Consider the following 16,815-nt stretch of genomic DNA (forward strand, 5'->3'; position numbering starts at 1 on the left):
CTAGAGCTTTGGTTTGTATTTATCTTCTGATTCATCAGCTGAAAGGTCGGATTCTAGCGAAGGATTAATTTCCGGCTGGCTCGGCTTGTTAGCTGGCGCAACTGGCTCATCTACCACTGCTGCTAGCTCGGCTGGCTCGCGCGCTTCCTCGGCTGATTGATCAGCCAATTCGATCTGGCTATGAACCTCCAAATCATCTGTGTGGTTGATCACCTCAAGGCGACCGTCACCACTAACAACAATATCATCTTCAGCGGCCACCTCGTCTGATTTAGCTGGCGCCTCTTTAGCTTGATAGATTTGCTCCACTGCTGCAGCTGGCTTCTTTTTCTCTACACTCTGCATCAGCTCAACGATTTTTTCTTCGTCGGCATCGCGCGGTTGGTGAGTTTTCAGATAACGAATCTCACACGGCATGATGTGGTACATGGTGTACATTTTAGAACAAAACCATGACCAAAGAACTGCGGTTAGCGTGAGAAATGGCGAATACAAAATCCCCCACAATGCAAAAACTGGCACCATCGTGCCAATGAGAATGATCAATGTAATGCCCAACAAAACGCGACGCCACGCTCTAGCGGAGTCGAGCACGGCATAGGACAAGCCCATGGCGAGCACACTAGCCACCATCATTTCCACACTAACTGGCAGACGTTGGAGATCGATCTGGCCTAATGGCCCAGTCGCAAAAACCTCATCCAGCTGGCTATTTAGACGGCCAAATAATCCGAGCAAGTGTAAGCCACTTGCTAGAAGCATGCCGACCAATCCGAATAAAAACCCAGGACCGGCAATCTTTCCTGGAGGGTCTTGGCTATGGTGATGACTCATAATTTGATCTGCTGTAAGAGACGAGCGAGGCGAACTATAGAAATTCGCCAGCCCGACACAAGCCACGTTTTTGCATTTCTATTCAGCCTCACTAGCTGGTTCGCTAGTTTGCGTGCGACCGTATGACTCAACCACTAATTTACTCAGATAGCCATCGGCATCTCTGATGGCCTGAGCGCCGATCTCGAAGTGTTTTTGCGTGGTATTTTTCTGAATCAACTTCAGCCCGTATTGGTAGTCTTTGAATAAATCCTCACAGATCTGTAGCGGGCTGCGCGCTTGCTCGTTAGACAATACAGCCAGCTCAGTGAGAGAGGCTTCTGTGAAGTCTAATGTCACACCATATTTCTGGGAAAATTCACGCGCGTAGATTTCCACCTCATCGCGGATTTTCTCTACATCAACACACTTACCTAACTCACGATATCTTTCTAGCACCTCAGCTGGAGAATCAATCAACTCGCGGTCGATCACCAGCTCGCTAACAGCGGTGCCGGGTAACTCGAATTTAAATGGACGGAGAATTCTCTCGCCCACCGTCATCAGCGCACGCGCGCCAGTATTTTCGCCTTCAGCCAGCTCAGCCATTTTTGCAATCGCCGAGTCGGCAAAGTTGGCGCGGATTCCGTAGGCTTCAAACTCACGCTCGTACTGACGCAGCAAGCTACCTTCGGAGTTTTTCATGATGTTAACAAAATCTTTAGCCTCAAGGTTTTCACAGAGAACGCGCACTGGAAGTCTGCCAATAAACTCAGCTTCAAAGCCATAATCGATGAAATCTTGGGTGCTGACATGATTGAAAACTTCTTCATCTATCAGCTGTTGTTGGTGATTAGCACCAAAACCAATTTGTCCGCTGCGCAGCCGTTGCTGCACGACTTTTTCCAAACCAGAAAATGCCCCGCTAACAATAAAGAGAATGTGGCGAGTATTGATGTTGTCTTTCTGTTTGGCCTTGCCGCTCTGCATATCCATCATCGCCATCATCTGACCTTTCATGTCGTTAGGCGCGCGGGCTGGCACTTCAGTTTCCTCCATCAGCTTGAGTAATGTGGTCTGCACACCACGACCGCTAACATCTCGGCCCATGGATGATTTGCCAGCTAGTTTGTCGATTTCATCGATGTAAATGATGCCGTACTCAGCCAGCTCCACATTGCCATCAGCGCGCTGAACGAGCTCCCTAACGAGGTCATCAACATCACCACCAACATAACCAGTTTCAGAAAATTTGGTGGCATCGGCTTTCACAAATGGTACGCCAATCAACTCGGCGATATGTTTGATCAGGTACGTTTTGCCGACACCTGTTGGGCCAACTACGATGACGTTTTGTTTCTGATATTCGTAGTTCTGCGTATCTTCACCTTGCTGCGAGAGCACGCGAAGTCGTTTGGCGTGGTTATAGTGATCGCAAACGGCTATCGATAATGCCTTTTTTGCTTCGTCTTGGCGGATCACATAACGATCGAGATGAGCTTTGATGTCGCGAGGTTTGTAGCTGAAATCGAAGATGGAGTCAGCGGAATCAAACTCCATGGTCTCTGGCTCGTCATCGCTGGCCTGAACTTTCGATTCCCCTCCCATAGGAAAACTGGCAAAGGGAATAGGACCGGCTTCACCTAACTGACCAAATAAATCTTTAAGCGTTTTTTGTAGCTCTTCTTGTTCGCGCTTTTCCTTATCGTCATCGCTCATACGCGGCCACTATCGATCGTGGTCTAGCATTCTGCAACTCAGATTTTTTTATGTTTAAACGCCCACAATTTACTAAACACAAAGGTGAAGACCGCAACAAAGCCGAGCACTAAAACTAAGGCGACGCGGTAGTCTAGCGGGGTGAATTTTAGTAGCAGATAGAAACTCAGCTGGTTGAGCGCCAGCCCGCTGAGCGAGACTGAGATAAACTTGGCCATCGACTTGCGTTTGCCGCCACCGTGGCCGCTGAAACTCCAACTATGGTGCCCCCAAAAACTCACCTGCACGGCAATGATGTAAGCTATGACGTTAGCCACGAGCTCTTTGATTGCCCATTGGTCAACGAGATACCAAACAACAGCTAGGTGGACCAAGGAGGCAGCTACACCAATGATGACAAAACGAATCAGCTGACGAGTCATAAGGTGGGAAGCCGAAGCTTATTTGATTTCGCGGAACAAGAGATACTTTTTGTATTCTTTGACCTGCTCGAAGTGGCTCCAAAAATCTTCTGAGAAGAGGACGACTTCACTCTTTCTGATCGCAAACAGATCTTGTTGATCATTTTCCAAAAGCTGCCCGATATCAGACTTGAGCATGAATTTTGGTTTTTTCACGGCATTTTCTAGCTGGAGGTGCTCGGCGTATGGGTCCTTATCCGTGATACGCACAACCTCACCATCGCTGTAAAACTCCGCCGAATATTGACGTTTGCCATAATAATAAAGCGGCAGGCCCATTTCCTGAGCATCGAGAACTAGTTGTTTTTGAGAATTTTTACTGATCACCTGTGGGTAGAACGCAAAGATGATACAAGCGACCACCCAAATACCGGCGAAGCTAAGGACGATAGCGCTCATGACTTTTTGCATTGGCAAGGTCATGCGCGAGTCGCGACCGTAGCCAGCTAACCAAACTTCCAGTATCCACACCGCTGCAGCTGGCACCCCAGGCAGGACATATGAAGGAATCACATTGCGAGAAACGGTGAAGAAAAGCACTGGAGCGAGCGCCCACCAGGTGACGTAGCTCATCCAGCCACTTTTGGCATTATTCACACGGCGCAGGTGATCTTTGGTGCTATTGCGGCGGAAAATAATCGCCATCAGCGGCAGAAAACTCCAAGGCAGAAGCATCGCCAGCCAGAGCAGCCAGATCGTACCGATTGGCTTTGAGTGAGCATTTCCATACATATCGCCCTCCCAGCCAGACACGGTGTAGCGCATGTAGTGCTCACCCACAAAAAAGTACTCTAAATACCCAGGCGTGGCCTTCTCAGCTAGATAATACCAAGGTGCTGCGATCAATAACATCAACAGCGTTCCTGAAATCCACGGGATGTTTTTCCATGTACGAATCCATTCATTGCGAAACAACACCCAACCACCGATAGGGATGGCGGAAAGTACTATCGCTACAGGACCTTTTGCTAACAAACCTATCGCAAGACCAACAAAAAATAGATAACCCCAAACTAACTGGCGGCGGTCGTTGTGCATGGCATTCCAGAATGCCACCATAGCCGCAGAGGTGCCTAACACCATCAATAGATCCGTCTGCACAAAGGCAGCAGAAGTGAAAAAGATCACGGTGGTAAATAGAATCGTCACTGCAACGGCGGCAAATTCACGACCTCGCGCTTGTTTGCACCAGCGGTAAATCAGCCACAGCAAAACCAGCGATACTAGCAATATGCCAATACGCGCAGAGAAATCACTCACACCAAAAACCTGCATGCCTGCCGCAGACGTCCACATCGACAATGGAGGTTTAGCCCAGAATGGCACCGCGTAATCGTGCTGCGGCGTGAGCCAGTTGCCAGTTTCCACGATTTTGCGGGAAATTTCTGCGTAGCGAGACTCGGTACTATCAATCTGCGGCACCACAAACATCAAAACGATGCGCAGAACTAGCAAGCCAGTAAGCATTGCCCACAAACGTGATCTAAACCAGGGGCTAATAAAAAACTGCCTATCCATATATCTCCTCCATTAATCAACCAAGCACGCTAAAACATTCACGCGACAAGGCACCCAACTGATGAAGTCGTATCCAGCACAACGAACGATGACAAGAATGAATTCAAAAAGTCCACATCATCATTTTAAACTGTTTAGTCGAGCATGCCGCGAGTTCATGAACTTTTTACTTCCCATATCAAGATTTCGAGACATTTAATAGCTTCAGATTTATGAAGAGGATGCCACTAGCAGCCACTTCTTCATCACACATTCTAGTGAGGGAATACATATATGAGCGAGGAACGTTACGAAATTCGTGAGAAAATCGGCCAAGGGGGCGTAGGGGCCGTGTACCATGCCTACGATACTCAACTTAACCGTGAGGTCGCTATCAAGCGAGTCCTTGCAGAAGGTGGTTTTGAGGATCAAGAGGGAGCTACAAGACAGTTAATTAAAGAAGCTGCAGCTCTTTCAGCAGTACAACACCCACACATCGTAACCGTTTACGATACTGGTATTGATGATGATGGCCCATACGTAGTTATGGAGCTCATCAACGGCCTGACTCTCGATGAGATGGTAGAACGTGGCACCCTCACATGGGCTGACTTCAAGGAAATTGCTCTGCAATCCCAAGAAGCACTCATCGCCGCACAAGACCTCAACCTTCTCCACCGTGACCTCAAACCTACAAACATCATGGTTTGTTGGTTGGCTTCAGGTAAGTTCCAAGTCAAACTCGTTGACTTTGGTCTCGCCAAATTCTCCGCACAACCATCACTGCAAACCATCGACCATGGTGACGCCGTTTTTGGATCTATCTTTTTCATGGCACCTGAGCAGTTCGAGCGCACACCGCTCGACAAGTACACCGACATGTACGCCATGGGTTGCCTCTACTACTACTCACTCACCGGCGTTTACCCATTCAGTGGTGAAACCGCCCCTGAAGTGATGGCTAGCCACTTGCAAAACCGTGTGCAGCCACTGCAAGAACTTCGCCCAGATATTCCTGCTTGGGCATGTGAATGGGTCATGTGGCACCTCGCACGTGACATTCACGCGCGTCCACAATCAGCTCGTGAAGCTCTGGAGAAATTTCTTGTTGAAGACAAAAACAATTCTCTCACTCAGTCAGTCGACACCCAAACAGCTGGCATTAACCCAGCTACTGGATTGATCACTCCAGCAGGTTCACAAACTGGCGCCGTTAAGCTCAATACCAATACAGCTTCCGTAACCGCTCAATCATCGCTAACGCCTCCTGGCGCCTCAGCAGCTACATCCCCTCACAGCAAAGCAGCGACTCAGCCAATGCAGCCAGCCATTCCAGCTGGACCAAAATTCACTCCAGCGAGCGCGCCAGAAGCGATTGCAGATACCGGTGACGACGATGAAGTAGAAATCGCCTTCCCTGTTCAGCAGAAGAAACCAATTTCAGCCGCAGCCAAATGGGCACTGATTGGCACCTTGAGTCTGCTCGCCGTGATCCTCAGCATCCTGCTCGTACATTTCAAAAAGCAGTCTAATGAGAATAAGCAATTCAACAAAATCATGCAGGCCGTATCCTCGCCTGCGGTGACCGAAATCGAACTCGAAGAGAGCGACGTTAACATCCTGCTCAAGACAATTGCCTCACAAGATGCTAACTCTGACCGCAACGCTATCCTCAAGTCGCTTTACCTAGCTAAGCCAGCTAACAATAGCTTCAATGTGGATATAATGATTTCTAACTTCGCTACATCAGCCATCATGCCAGATGGAACACGTACTGAGCTCTTCCGCGCAGTACTTGGTGGACGCGCTAATGAAGACATCATTGGGCCAATGCTCCAGTACGCTAAGGACGCAGATCCAGATAGAGAGCCTGCTGCCGCTGCCGTTGGTGCAGCTCAGCGCGCTGCTGTGCAAAACGAGGCTACTGTGTACTTCTCAGATTTCCTCAACCTCATCAACAATAGCGAGAGCTCAGCGATTCGCAGCACTGCTGAGAGCGCTTGTGCGGCACTACTTAAGCTCAGCAACAATCGCGAGCTGAGCACCTACCGCAACCAAATCAAAGCGTCCTATCAAAACGCTCTATCACAAGACGTGAAACTAACTGCACTGCGCCTACTCGGCACAGCTGGCGGCAAGGCTTCAGCTGACCTGCTCAGCGACCTGATTGCAGATGGTACAGATACTGACAAGATGGCGGCTATTGTGGCCCTCGAGCAGTGGAACGACGACAGCCAGTTCATGACGCTCATCGACACCGTCGAAAACAGCTCTAACCCACGCCTACGCAAACAGGCATTTGACTCCTCACTCAAATTCCTCAGATCTACTTTTGAGCGACGCAAGGATTTTGAAAACCAGGACATGTGGCAAAACCTAGCTGACACAGCACAAACTCCTGAAGAAAAGATGGCTATCATCCGTGCGTTAGCATCACAGAGACCAAAATGGGGACTGCCAATCATTCGTCCATTTACCACAGACAGAAACGATAAAGTCTCTGATTACGCCGAGCGTGCAGTTGAAAGATTCAACTAGGTAAACACATCATTGATAAAAAATAATTCACTTTTACCATTGCCATACTACCAGCTTAACATTCAATATCTAAACACGATGAAAAAAGCACTAACTATTGCAGCGGCTCTCCTCGTAACCGTAACTGGAGTCATGGGTGACATCCAGGCGCCTCCAGGATCTACATACACACCAACTCGCAAACTTGGTCGTGCATTCGGTAATATCTTCTTTGGTATTGCTGAAATCCCAGAGCAGGTTGTCCGCAAGACTGACAGCTACGGTCGTAAAGCAGGTTATTCATACGGACTAGCAGACGGCACAGGCCGCATGTTTAAGCGTATGGGCTACGGCTTCTACGAACTCTTCACATTCTACTGCCCAACATACCATGGCACATTCAAGCCACCGTATCAGCGCTGTGGAGAAGACGGACGTATCGAGATGAACCCACATGATGGACTCTCTGAGTTCCCACCAACTTTGGGTGCAGAACAATATTATCACGTTCGTACCACAAGCTACTAAGCTTGAATACGCAACGATTTTTAAAACCCGATGTCGCTTAGACATCGGGTTTTTTCGTATTGCATCATAAGCGTTTCATAGCAACTGTACTGGCGTTACTCTCTCACTAACTATACCTTGACCACGGAATATGAAGCGCAAGTACCTACGGCTCGTTAGAAGAGCTTACCGACACCTGCGACACCCTCACATTCGCAGGAGACCGTGGCTCAACGCACTTATCAGTCCGGTGTTCGATCGACAACTCTGGACACCCTGCCGCAACACCGTAGCTAGTGGTCTTTCTATCGGCCTGTTCTGCGCGATGATGCCGCTGCCCTTTCAAATGATCATTGCGGCTCTCGCTTGTCTGCGAGCCAAAGCTAACATCCCTATCGCTCTAGCAGCATGTTGGGTTAGCAATCCATTTACCCAAATCCCCATCTGGGTTAGCCAGGCAAAACTCGGTCAGTGGCTTCTAGAAAATACATCTATCAAGCTCCCCTTCGAAGAGTTTGTCATGCACGAAGTTTATTGGATGGGCATGCACATTCACCCCGGCAGTTTTATCCTAGGCTTCTTCATGATGGGCATATTTGCGAGTCTGCTAGCCTACCCTATCGTCTACGGCATCTACGCGCTGTTACCTCACCTGCACCACAGCAAACCAATCAAACAAAACCGTGGCTACTGTGCGCGCAGAGATAAAAAAGATTCCAGCAAGAAGGACTGAATGCCAGCGGCTATTCAGCCTCGGCTTGCTTTTTAGCCATCAGCTCATCTTTTCCTTCCAGCAGAGCTGAAATGAACAACAAGCTAGCGGCGATGCAAATACAGCTATCGGCCACATTAAAGGCTGGCCAGCGGTAGTTGATGAAAGGAATCGTCACGTCAATAAAGTCGACAACGTAACCGTGAAGCAGACGGGTAAAAAATGGCTCGTCTGTGTTTGATGAGAGGAAGAAACCCTGCAGCAAGCGGTCAGTGAGATTGCCAAAAACACCAGCTAACAACAATGGTGGAGCCCACTTGGACGGACCTGTAAAAGCACCCTTTTTCCAGAAATAGCTGACCAAGAAAATGGCGATGATAGGCACAAACAAGAAAACGATAGGTGCCCATGTTGAGCCGTTGCCCATGCCAAAAGCCACACCTTGGTTATGCCGGCGCACAATATTAAAATACCCCTCAATGATCACCTTAGTCGGCTCAAAGCCAGGAAATGGCTCCGCATAATTCATCACAATCCACCACTTGGATATTTGATCGATAATGAACAAGGGAATGGTCACCCACAGGACCATCTGGATCATTGATTTCTTGTTAACCATAATGCAAGGCCTCGTGCGAGGCGCCCACATGAGTAGGCGTAAACTCGGCGATTGTCACACTGAAATATGACTTTCTGCTAGCGACTTAAACAATAGCTTGCTGAATGATCAAGTACACCCAGTAGCCCATCGCCACAGAAGCCGAAATCAACAGGAATATCAAGAAGCCGCTAAGCTGCTGTTTGCGCCTTTCGTTCTTGATTTCCCCACGACCGTAACGCTCGTAGAAGCTTCTCTCACGCCGACGATCGTCGAGATCGTCCATTGGCGGTAGAATGCGCGCCGCTTCATCCTCAGCCTGACGCAGACGGTCTGGCTCGTTTTCCACAAAATCGCGCAGGCGCTGAATTTCATCCAGCAGCTTTTGCTCCTGGCTGGCCAATTCGTCGCTAGCTCGCTCGCTGCGCCCAGTTGGTGATCTATCTTTTTTGGCTAATAAAGGCATCTATTTTCCTCTACGCAATTATGGCATCATGAAATAAACTAAAGCGGCAATGATAGCCAAAACAACCATCGGCAGGTTGAAGGCTAAGCCGTTCATAAACTGCTGGACAAACTCGCTGCGCACAACTGGCTTGATCACGCGCCCGCTGGACTTGCCAGCTGCCAATCCAAAGATGCTTGCGCTGCGGCCATCACAAAAATGCTCCACCGCTTGCTCGTATTCATCTTCAGCTAGATCGATGGCTGAGATCGACTTCGCCAGCTCGTGACGTAGATTATCATTCGCCCAAGACTCTGGATCCAAACTTTCGATTTTCTCCAAATGCCCTGCAAAACAAACCCTTGCTTGCTCCAATTCCTCGAGCTCCTGGCGCATGACAAAAACCTCACGATCAATGGAAGTCACCGCCGTGCGCAGACGTTCAGTGATCTCCACCTGTCCTTGAAGAAATTCTTCCTTATCGCGGTTAAGTTCCATCAACTCAACACGCTTGCGCTCTACTTCTTCCTGCTGCTGTTGCAGCTGAACTAAGCGATCTTGGGCTTCTTGCAATTGAGCCTCAAAATCTTCTGACAAGGCCGAGCGACCTACCACGCTATCAGTGCGCATCTCCATCTGGGTTTCGCGGACATTGAGGTGGTGAGTATGTTCTGAGATTCGGGACATTAAGACAAGTTTGGTTAATCTTCACTCAATTTATTGAAAATCCTCTGATATAGCCAGCAAATTATCAATTTATATTGACAAACAACCCCCCTTAAATGCTGCGCTACCGTCGAAACACCGTCAATAAACAGTATTTTTAAACAAAATCAGCAAATCGAGCTTACCGCCGCCGCTAAATCTAATCGTTTTTTAATGGAATAAAGTAGCAGCTAGTCCATCTTATCCAGCAGATGGACGAATTTCAGCAACTTGTAGAAGCTCACTATCAGGCGCTATACCGCTTTGCCTATTCTCTGGCAAAAAACGCGGATGGCGCGTCTGATTTGGTGCAGCAGACCTATTGCCGGTGGGCAGAAAAAGGTCACCAACTCAAAGACCGCAGCAAAGCGAAAACGTGGTTATTCACCACACTCTATCGTGAATTTCTAGCAACCAAGCGCAAACAAGAACGCTACAGCTCGGAGGACATTGACGAGATAGAATACAAACTACCCAGCCACAGTGACGCCAGCGATAGGCAAATTGATGCCAAAAGAGCCGTGCGCAAGCTCATGGAGTTAGACGAGCTGTTCCGCGCGCCGCTGAGCTTATTTTACCTACAACAACATAGCTACAAGGAAATCGCCAAAATATTAGACATCCCCATCGGCACCGTCATGTCGCGCATCTCGCGTGGCAAAACTCAGCTGAAAAAAAATATGAGCGAAACAAGCTGCTCAGACAAAATCATTTCAATCAAACCGGAGGCCCGCCAAAAGAACCATGGATAAAGGAAACGCAAAAACAATTCTGCAAAGCTTCCGCTCAAATAGCCAGGATGCAGCCGATCCTCATTTCGCTGAAGCCCTCCAGCTGGCAGCCGAAGATACCGAACTAGCCAATTGGCTTTCCGATGAGCTCGCCGACGACGCAGCTTTCATCGCCGCAGTCAATACCATCGATATCCCTGAGCACCTGCGCGAAGAAATTCTCTACGCCGTCCAGCCAGCGGATATTGTTGATGACTTCGACGACTTCGACCTAGCCTTTGCCGATGGCCTGCAATCCATCGCCGTGCCAGCTGGACTCAAGTCACAAATCATCGCCACTGCGGAACAAGAAGATGACGACTTATTCAAACCAGATAATGTCACCAGCATCAAAAAACCAACTGGCTGGAAACATCACTGGAGATCATTTGCTGGCATCGCCGCTGCTATCAGCCTCGGCGCCTACCTAGCTACCCAGATTGAGACACCTGAAAAATTCGCCCCGCTAGATACCCACGCAGTACAAGTTCAAGCAGGTGAATTTCTCAATGCCTCATTTGAGTTCTCATTGAACAACAAACAAAACCCAGACAATACCCAAGTAGAAAACTGGCTCAGCGAGCACGAAATGCCCACCCCTGACACCATTCCTCAGGGCATCCGCAACCTGCCAGCTCTCGGCTGCAGCAATATCAAACTCTCAGACGGTGGCCAAGCTAGCCTGATCTGCTTCCCCATCGAAGGTGAAGGACCTGTACACCTCGTCATCACCAAGCGCACCCAAACGCGTGATAAATTGCCAGCTCTCAGCCAAGTCTCCATAAAAGACTGCTACAACTGCTCATCCACTGAGTACAACGTCATCAGCTGGCAAGATGACCACAATACCTACATCATGCTCAGCAAAATCTCACCGGAGAAATTAGCCAGTATCTTCTAAGATTCTGTAAAGCGACTCAACAAGCGATGATCACACCAGCTGTGGTCATCGCTTTTTTTATCCTGTTGACCGGCTGATTCTAAACAGCTTGATGAGTCCAGATGAAATTTTGTCACAGAAATAGATTGCATTATTCTCCAAATAATGCTTTTTTGCCGCCGCGTCAGCCGCTCAAGCGGTCACCGCAACAAGTGCAGGGATAGCTCAGTTGGTAGAGCAACTGGTTTACACCCAGTTGGTCGGGGGTTCGAGTCCCTCTCCCTGCACCATCTTTTCTCCTCTCGTAGTAGATTAGGTAGCAGATTTGATTTACGTGCTGGGATAGCTCAGTTGGTAGAGCAACTGGTTTACACCCAGTTGGTCGGGGGTTCGAGTCCCTCTCCCAGCACCATCAAATTCTTCTTTTACTTGCCCGTCACACTCATTGCAGTGTGATTTTTTTTGCCCTAAATTTCCAGCGCCCACGCGCCATGCCAGCTCACCGCTAGCCAGCCGCGCATCTTCAAGTTGACGCCAACTACATATTTACCTATGTTTGAATCGTTAGTGTAAATTCTAATTAACTGAACCCAGACTAAAACTATGTTAGGCGAAATCCATTCATTGGTAAACGAATTCCCAAATCACTCCGAGACCATCAACAAACTCATCGAAAACGATGCCTCATTTGCAGCCGAAAATAAAAAGTACAACGCGCTGGATAAAGAAATCCGCACGCTAGAACTACGCGGCGGCCCAATCGACGACCCAGCCATGCACCAGCTCAAGCACGATAGATCTGAGCTCAAAGACTCACTCTATCAGATCATTACAGCTAGCTGATTAGAAATAATACTACAGCAGAAAGAGCGTTAGTAAAACCCAGCACTCACCTGCTGGGTTTTTGATTTCCCGTATTTTTCCAAATAACACCCTAAACTAACAACAATCATTCTCCCCTTGCTCAGTTGGCTATCAATCGCTATGTCTCAATAGTCACCCACACAACGCGATATGAATCTTCCACGGCTAAAGAAATTGAGCAAAAAAGCCATCATCATAGCCATCCCCGTTTGGCTTGTTATTTGGCTCACCGCTAGCTGGCTCGCGCCAAAAGTCTGCAACAAAATCCTCCCCAAGGTGCAGGCAAAAACCCAAAGCATGGGGGTGAAAATCGACCATATCGAATTTGCCAATATCAAAGTAGCTCCTTGGCTGACTCAAGTGACGATAGAATCTATCAAGATGAACTTCGACACCATCCCCGGTGACAAACATCATCTCAAATCCACCTTCAAATGCGACAGCGTCGTCGTTAGCCTGCACAATCCATTCACCCTGCGAGGCAGCGTCAAAGCATCTGACTTCGATATCCAATTCCACCAATCAGATTTACCCAAAGACATCCCCTTCGACCGCTTTACCAAAGGCCAAGTCTATCTAGCAAATGTGCCCATCGTGCAGCCAAAAGAGGCCGCCAAAGAAATCCTAACGGGCGTAACCGAACTCTTCAATACCAACAGCGGCACTGGCGACTTCAGATTCAGCGGTGAGGTAGTCATGCGCGCTGGAGACAACGAAATTCCAGCCAAGCTATACACCGAACACGACGGCGACCAATATCGCCTGCGCTTCAGCGAAGATGATGTCAGGGCCATCGCCAAAGCTCTCAAAGTCGATCTCGCAGCCGAACAAATCAAACTCGTCTCCGTCTACCCACTGCGCATGCCCGTCATCATGCTCATCACCGACAAAGCCGAAAAACTCAGCAAACGCTACCAGCCGCGCGACAAATGGAAACAAGACGCGCTGCGCCATACCAGCTGGAGTTTTATGCTCACTGAGACATTCGGCCCCGATTTCGCCAAATACGTCACCGACGCACAGGAAACCAAACCTAACAATGAGAAGTTTGAGCGTCTCATGGACTACAATAACAATGCGGTGGGCCGCAAGTTATTTGCTGAAAATACCAAACTCCAGCAAATCCCCAATCTGCTAGCTACCGACCAACGCATCGTGCTCAGCCCAGATGACGCCAAATCTCGCCCAGCGGATTCGCTGCTTCGTTAGCTAACGAACAAGCGCTTCAGCGCTACGAAATTTGACTGTTTTTACAATCGACGTTTCTTAGCCAAGTCCAGCAGAATACTGGGCATACATGAACAAGCTAACTAAGATCACTCCAGTTATCCTAACGGGCCTACTCGCGCTCAATTCCTGCGAGGAAAAGCCCGCCGCCGAAATCAACGATAGCGAGCAGCGCATCAAAGAGAACACGCCAGCTCAGCAAGTTGATTTTTCGCCACAGCTAGCGCCAGTCATTTCCCAGCTAGATACTCAGGGCGAGTATTTCTCTATCACCAATACTGATGGAGACCTCGAGAAATTTTGCAAATTCCTCGATGACTTTGTGCAAACATTACGTCAGGAAGAAGAATTCTCCGACATCTCCAGCCAAGTCATCTTGGTAGAAGTTATGAAAGAGCTCGGCCTAGATAACATCACCGCCAAAGGGCAAAGCTCATTGAACAAAGGTGACTACTATCACAACCGTACATTCTATCAAACTAATGGAAAGCGCACTGGCCTGCTCTCGCTCATGGGCGGCGGCGCCACTCCATACATTGGCCCAAGCTTCGCGCCAGCTGGAACGGATTTGTTAGTTGAGTTTGAAATCAACTTCAAACAAACCAAAGACCTCTACCAAAAACTCGCCAAACGCATGGGCATGGCTGAGGAAGCACAGATGACTCTCAACCAATCGCTCACTCAAGGGGCGATGAACTTGGGCGACATTCTGGGCAAATTTAATATCCGCGTAGCCATGATGCTAGACCTGCAAGCAGATAGCAGCTGGACCGGTCCAGACGGCACCGAATACCCTGGCGTAGAGATGGCAATGCGCATCGATAATGCCGCTTGGCTCTGGCAAGAATACGGCACGGATTACGAAGCCATGATGATGGCAGAAGAAAAAGACGGTCTAAAAATCATCAACATGGGTGAATCGACAGACACACCAATGGGCGAAATCACCCCTTCTCTAATCGTCGATATAAAAAATGATAGACTCTGGCTAGTCTCTGATATCGCTCAGCTAGAAAAATACCGTGATGACAGCCCAAAGCTAGCTAGCTCAGAAAATTACCTAGCTGCCATGGATGGCATTCCAGCCAAAGGCAACGCACTGGTCTACATTTCTCACGACTTTTGCCAGCAACTAACCATGCCTCTCGTCAGCGCCATCGAGTCTAGTTTATCAACTAACGACTATGTGGGAACCTACGCATCAACCACTGAGAGTTTGCTCGCGCCACTCGTCCAATGGTTCAACAAATCACCGCACGGCTACACATGGGCGCTAGCCAATAACAGCGATGGAGTTCTCATTGCAGCCAACTCTCCTATGGCTAGCAAAGGAGTTTCTGTAACCAATGGCATCATGGCTAGCACGCTAACCACTTCCGTTTTGTTCACTGGCGCATCCACTTATAAAGACGAAGCAAATAAGGCGACCTGTGAGCTCAACCAAGAGCAGATGCAAAAGGCGATTCGATCATGGCAAAATATCTACGATAAGCCAATTGGTGCACCTGTCGATAGGGACGAAATCTTTGGCCTTAACGCCATCATGGATCTACCAACTTGCCCGGTAGATAATACCGCTTATATCTTGCTAGATACCATCCCAGAAGTTGGCACCTGCTATGCCACTTGCCCACACGGCCACGCGCCAGAAAACACCGAAGGCTGGTAAACTCAGCCAGCTGGCTGGCTAAATTACTAACTAAGCGTCATTTCAAAGCTCACCACCCGGTGAGCTTTTTTACGTTTCAGGCAAACAGCAATATGTATCACAAACTTAAAAACGTGCGTTTGTTAACATTTAAATCCAAAACCACCTAATAAGACATCATACTTAACCGTTAAAGCAGATGATTAACCGCATTATCCTATGAGTCTACACGCCGAACTATCTCCAGAAGCTAAAAAACAACTTCAGCAGCAGCAAACGGTCGCCGCCATCAGTAGTGGGCTGATCGCCGTGCTTGTGGTTGTTCTCTGTTGTGTTGCTCTCGCGATCATGATGATCGTCATTGAGGTTAAGGAAGAAACTAAAATTGTTAGCTACACGGCTCCTACTCACGAAGTGACCGAAATTCAAGAAACTCGCCAGATCAACAGGCTCACACAACCGACTCCTCCATCTCCAACAATGAGCCAGACTAAGGTTATAGCTGCGCAGACCACCTCATCTGTTGCCATTTCTATCCCGCATGTCGACTCCGTTGAAATTGAAGCCGACTTCGGAAGCGGCATGGACTTCGGCAGTGACATGAGCTTTGCTGCTGATTTCTCATCTAGCAATGAAGCGGTCACTGGCTGGGGCAGCTCATCAGATGCCGCTGGCGGGTTAGAAGGAACCTTCTACGACTTCAAACAAAACCGTGCGATGGAGCCACGACCATTTGATCCTAAGAAGATGGAGCACTACACCAAACCTGTGTTAGAAATCTACAAAGAAAAATTTGCGCCATCCGCATTCAAAAACCACTTCGCTGCTAACAAAAAATTATACCTGAACTACCTAGCGATCCCCGGATCTCCAGCTAAATTGGGGCCTGAGTACTTTGGGGTGGAAAAAGAAGTGGAGCCAACTGGCTGGATGGTCCACTACAAAGGCACCATCCAAGCTCGAGAAGCTGGCCGCTACCGTTTCATCGGCATGGGTGATGACCAACTCTCAGTCTTCATCGATGGGCGCATGCGCTTAGAAGGAAGCTGGCCAGGCCTGCACCGCCATATCGCTGGCCGCTGGTCACCGTCACGCGGTGAGGAATTCAAAAGCCACGTCGGCCCGCCACTAAGATACGGCGACTGGATCACACTCAAAGAAGGCCAGAACATGCAGATCGACATCGCCATTGGTGAGCGACCAGGTGGCGCAACTGGCTTCATCTTGATGATAGAGAAGCAAGGCGAAGAGTACCGGAAAACCAAAGACGGACGCCCAATCTGGCCACCATTCTGCATCGGTAAGCTAGGAGATGAAGACAAGAAGTTCCTCAAGAAGTTCCCTAACTGGGAATGGGAAACTGAGAAAGTACCACTCTTCATTTCCTACCTGTAAAGATCTAGCTAGCCATTACTAGCCATCGTAAAATAAATAGCCAACCCGCTAGGACCC

The 16,815-nt window shown here is 48.7% G+C and carries 16 protein-coding genes and 2 tRNA genes; 11 read left to right on the forward strand and 7 right to left on the reverse strand.

The annotated features are described in order from the left end of the window. The 4 genes from JIN82_RS04780 to JIN82_RS04795 all read right to left on the reverse strand — a co-directional run bounded on the left by JIN82_RS04780 (window position 1) and on the right by JIN82_RS04795 (window position 4,460). Window positions 1-834 carry a hypothetical protein gene (locus tag JIN82_RS04780; RefSeq protein ID WP_200310505.1) on the reverse strand — a complete coding sequence of 278 codons (834 nt, stop codon included), beginning with the start codon at window positions 832-834 and terminating at the stop codon, window positions 1-3. Window positions 835-912: 78 nt separating this feature from the next. Next, a complete protein-coding gene (locus JIN82_RS04785; protein ID WP_200310506.1) occupies window positions 913-2,532 on the reverse strand; it encodes an AAA family ATPase in 1,620 nt (539 codons plus the stop codon). A 38-nt stretch (window positions 2,533-2,570) separates the two neighbouring features. After that, window positions 2,571-2,954 (reverse strand): GtrA family protein, encoded by a 384-nt coding sequence (locus tag JIN82_RS04790; protein ID WP_200310507.1) that lies wholly within the window; start codon window positions 2,952-2,954, stop codon window positions 2,571-2,573. A gap of 18 nt (window positions 2,955-2,972) precedes the next feature. After that, entirely contained in the window at window positions 2,973-4,460 is a 1,488-nt protein-coding gene (locus JIN82_RS04795; RefSeq protein WP_200310508.1) for an ArnT family glycosyltransferase, read from the reverse strand. Window positions 4,461-4,784: 324 nt separating this feature from the next. Here JIN82_RS04795 and JIN82_RS04800 point away from each other — a divergent pair, with 324 nt between their 5' ends. From JIN82_RS04800 to JIN82_RS04810, 3 genes are all read left to right on the forward strand, one after another. Then, window positions 4,785-7,028, forward strand: a complete 2,244-nt coding sequence (locus tag JIN82_RS04800; protein WP_200310509.1) for a serine/threonine-protein kinase — start codon at window positions 4,785-4,787, stop codon at window positions 7,026-7,028. Window positions 7,029-7,106: 78 nt separating this feature from the next. Next, the gene (locus tag JIN82_RS04805) at window positions 7,107-7,535 is read left to right on the forward strand and encodes an exosortase system-associated protein, TIGR04073 family (protein ID WP_200310510.1); all 429 of its coding nucleotides are present in this window, start codon (window positions 7,107-7,109) and stop codon (window positions 7,533-7,535) included. Between the two features lie 130 nt (window positions 7,536-7,665). Next, window positions 7,666-8,247, forward strand: a complete 582-nt coding sequence (locus JIN82_RS04810) for a DUF2062 domain-containing protein (protein ID WP_200310511.1) — start codon at window positions 7,666-7,668, stop codon at window positions 8,245-8,247. 10 nt (window positions 8,248-8,257) lie between these two features. Here JIN82_RS04810 and JIN82_RS04815 read toward each other — a convergent pair whose 3' ends face one another. The 3 genes from JIN82_RS04815 to JIN82_RS04825 all read right to left on the reverse strand — a co-directional run bounded on the left by JIN82_RS04815 (window position 8,258) and on the right by JIN82_RS04825 (window position 9,956). Then, a complete protein-coding gene (locus tag JIN82_RS04815) occupies window positions 8,258-8,827 on the reverse strand; it encodes a signal peptidase II (RefSeq protein ID WP_234041777.1) in 570 nt (189 codons plus the stop codon). A gap of 103 nt (window positions 8,828-8,930) precedes the next feature. Next, the gene (locus JIN82_RS04820; protein ID WP_200310513.1) at window positions 8,931-9,290 is read right to left on the reverse strand and encodes a hypothetical protein; all 360 of its coding nucleotides are present in this window, start codon (window positions 9,288-9,290) and stop codon (window positions 8,931-8,933) included. Between the two features lie 18 nt (window positions 9,291-9,308). Beyond that, window positions 9,309-9,956, reverse strand: a complete 648-nt coding sequence (locus JIN82_RS04825) for a hypothetical protein (RefSeq protein ID WP_200310514.1) — start codon at window positions 9,954-9,956, stop codon at window positions 9,309-9,311. Window positions 9,957-10,186: 230 nt separating this feature from the next. Between JIN82_RS04825 and JIN82_RS04830 the strand changes: the two genes are divergently transcribed. The 8 genes from JIN82_RS04830 (at window position 10,187) to JIN82_RS04865 (ending at window position 16,758) form a co-directional block, all read left to right on the forward strand. Next, entirely contained in the window at window positions 10,187-10,726 is a 540-nt protein-coding gene (locus JIN82_RS04830) for an RNA polymerase sigma factor (protein ID WP_200310515.1), read from the forward strand. After that, the gene (locus JIN82_RS04835) at window positions 10,719-11,645 is read left to right on the forward strand and encodes a hypothetical protein (protein ID WP_200310516.1); all 927 of its coding nucleotides are present in this window, start codon (window positions 10,719-10,721) and stop codon (window positions 11,643-11,645) included. Before JIN82_RS04830 ends, JIN82_RS04835 begins: the two co-directional genes overlap by 8 nt. Before the next feature lie 193 nt (window positions 11,646-11,838). Further along, window positions 11,839-11,914, forward strand: a tRNA-Val gene (locus JIN82_RS04840). Window positions 11,915-11,960: 46 nt separating this feature from the next. Further along, window positions 11,961-12,036: transfer RNA gene (locus JIN82_RS04845), tRNA-Val, on the forward strand. Between the two features lie 191 nt (window positions 12,037-12,227). Further along, the gene (locus JIN82_RS04850; RefSeq protein ID WP_200310517.1) at window positions 12,228-12,467 is read left to right on the forward strand and encodes an HP1242/YdcH family protein; all 240 of its coding nucleotides are present in this window, start codon (window positions 12,228-12,230) and stop codon (window positions 12,465-12,467) included. Between the two features lie 171 nt (window positions 12,468-12,638). Continuing rightward, a complete protein-coding gene (locus tag JIN82_RS04855; protein ID WP_200310518.1) occupies window positions 12,639-13,697 on the forward strand; it encodes a DUF6973 domain-containing protein in 1,059 nt (352 codons plus the stop codon). 88 nt (window positions 13,698-13,785) lie between these two features. Continuing rightward, complete coding sequence (locus JIN82_RS04860; protein ID WP_200310519.1) at window positions 13,786-15,384, forward strand: hypothetical protein; 1,599 nt, start codon at window positions 13,786-13,788, stop codon at window positions 15,382-15,384. 198 nt (window positions 15,385-15,582) lie between these two features. Then, complete coding sequence (locus JIN82_RS04865; RefSeq protein WP_200310520.1) at window positions 15,583-16,758, forward strand: hypothetical protein; 1,176 nt, start codon at window positions 15,583-15,585, stop codon at window positions 16,756-16,758. The last annotated feature ends 57 nt before the right edge of the window (window positions 16,759-16,815 follow it).

The organism is Persicirhabdus sediminis, assembly GCF_016595495.1.
Lineage (GTDB): Bacteria > Verrucomicrobiota > Verrucomicrobiia > Verrucomicrobiales > Akkermansiaceae > Persicirhabdus > Persicirhabdus sediminis.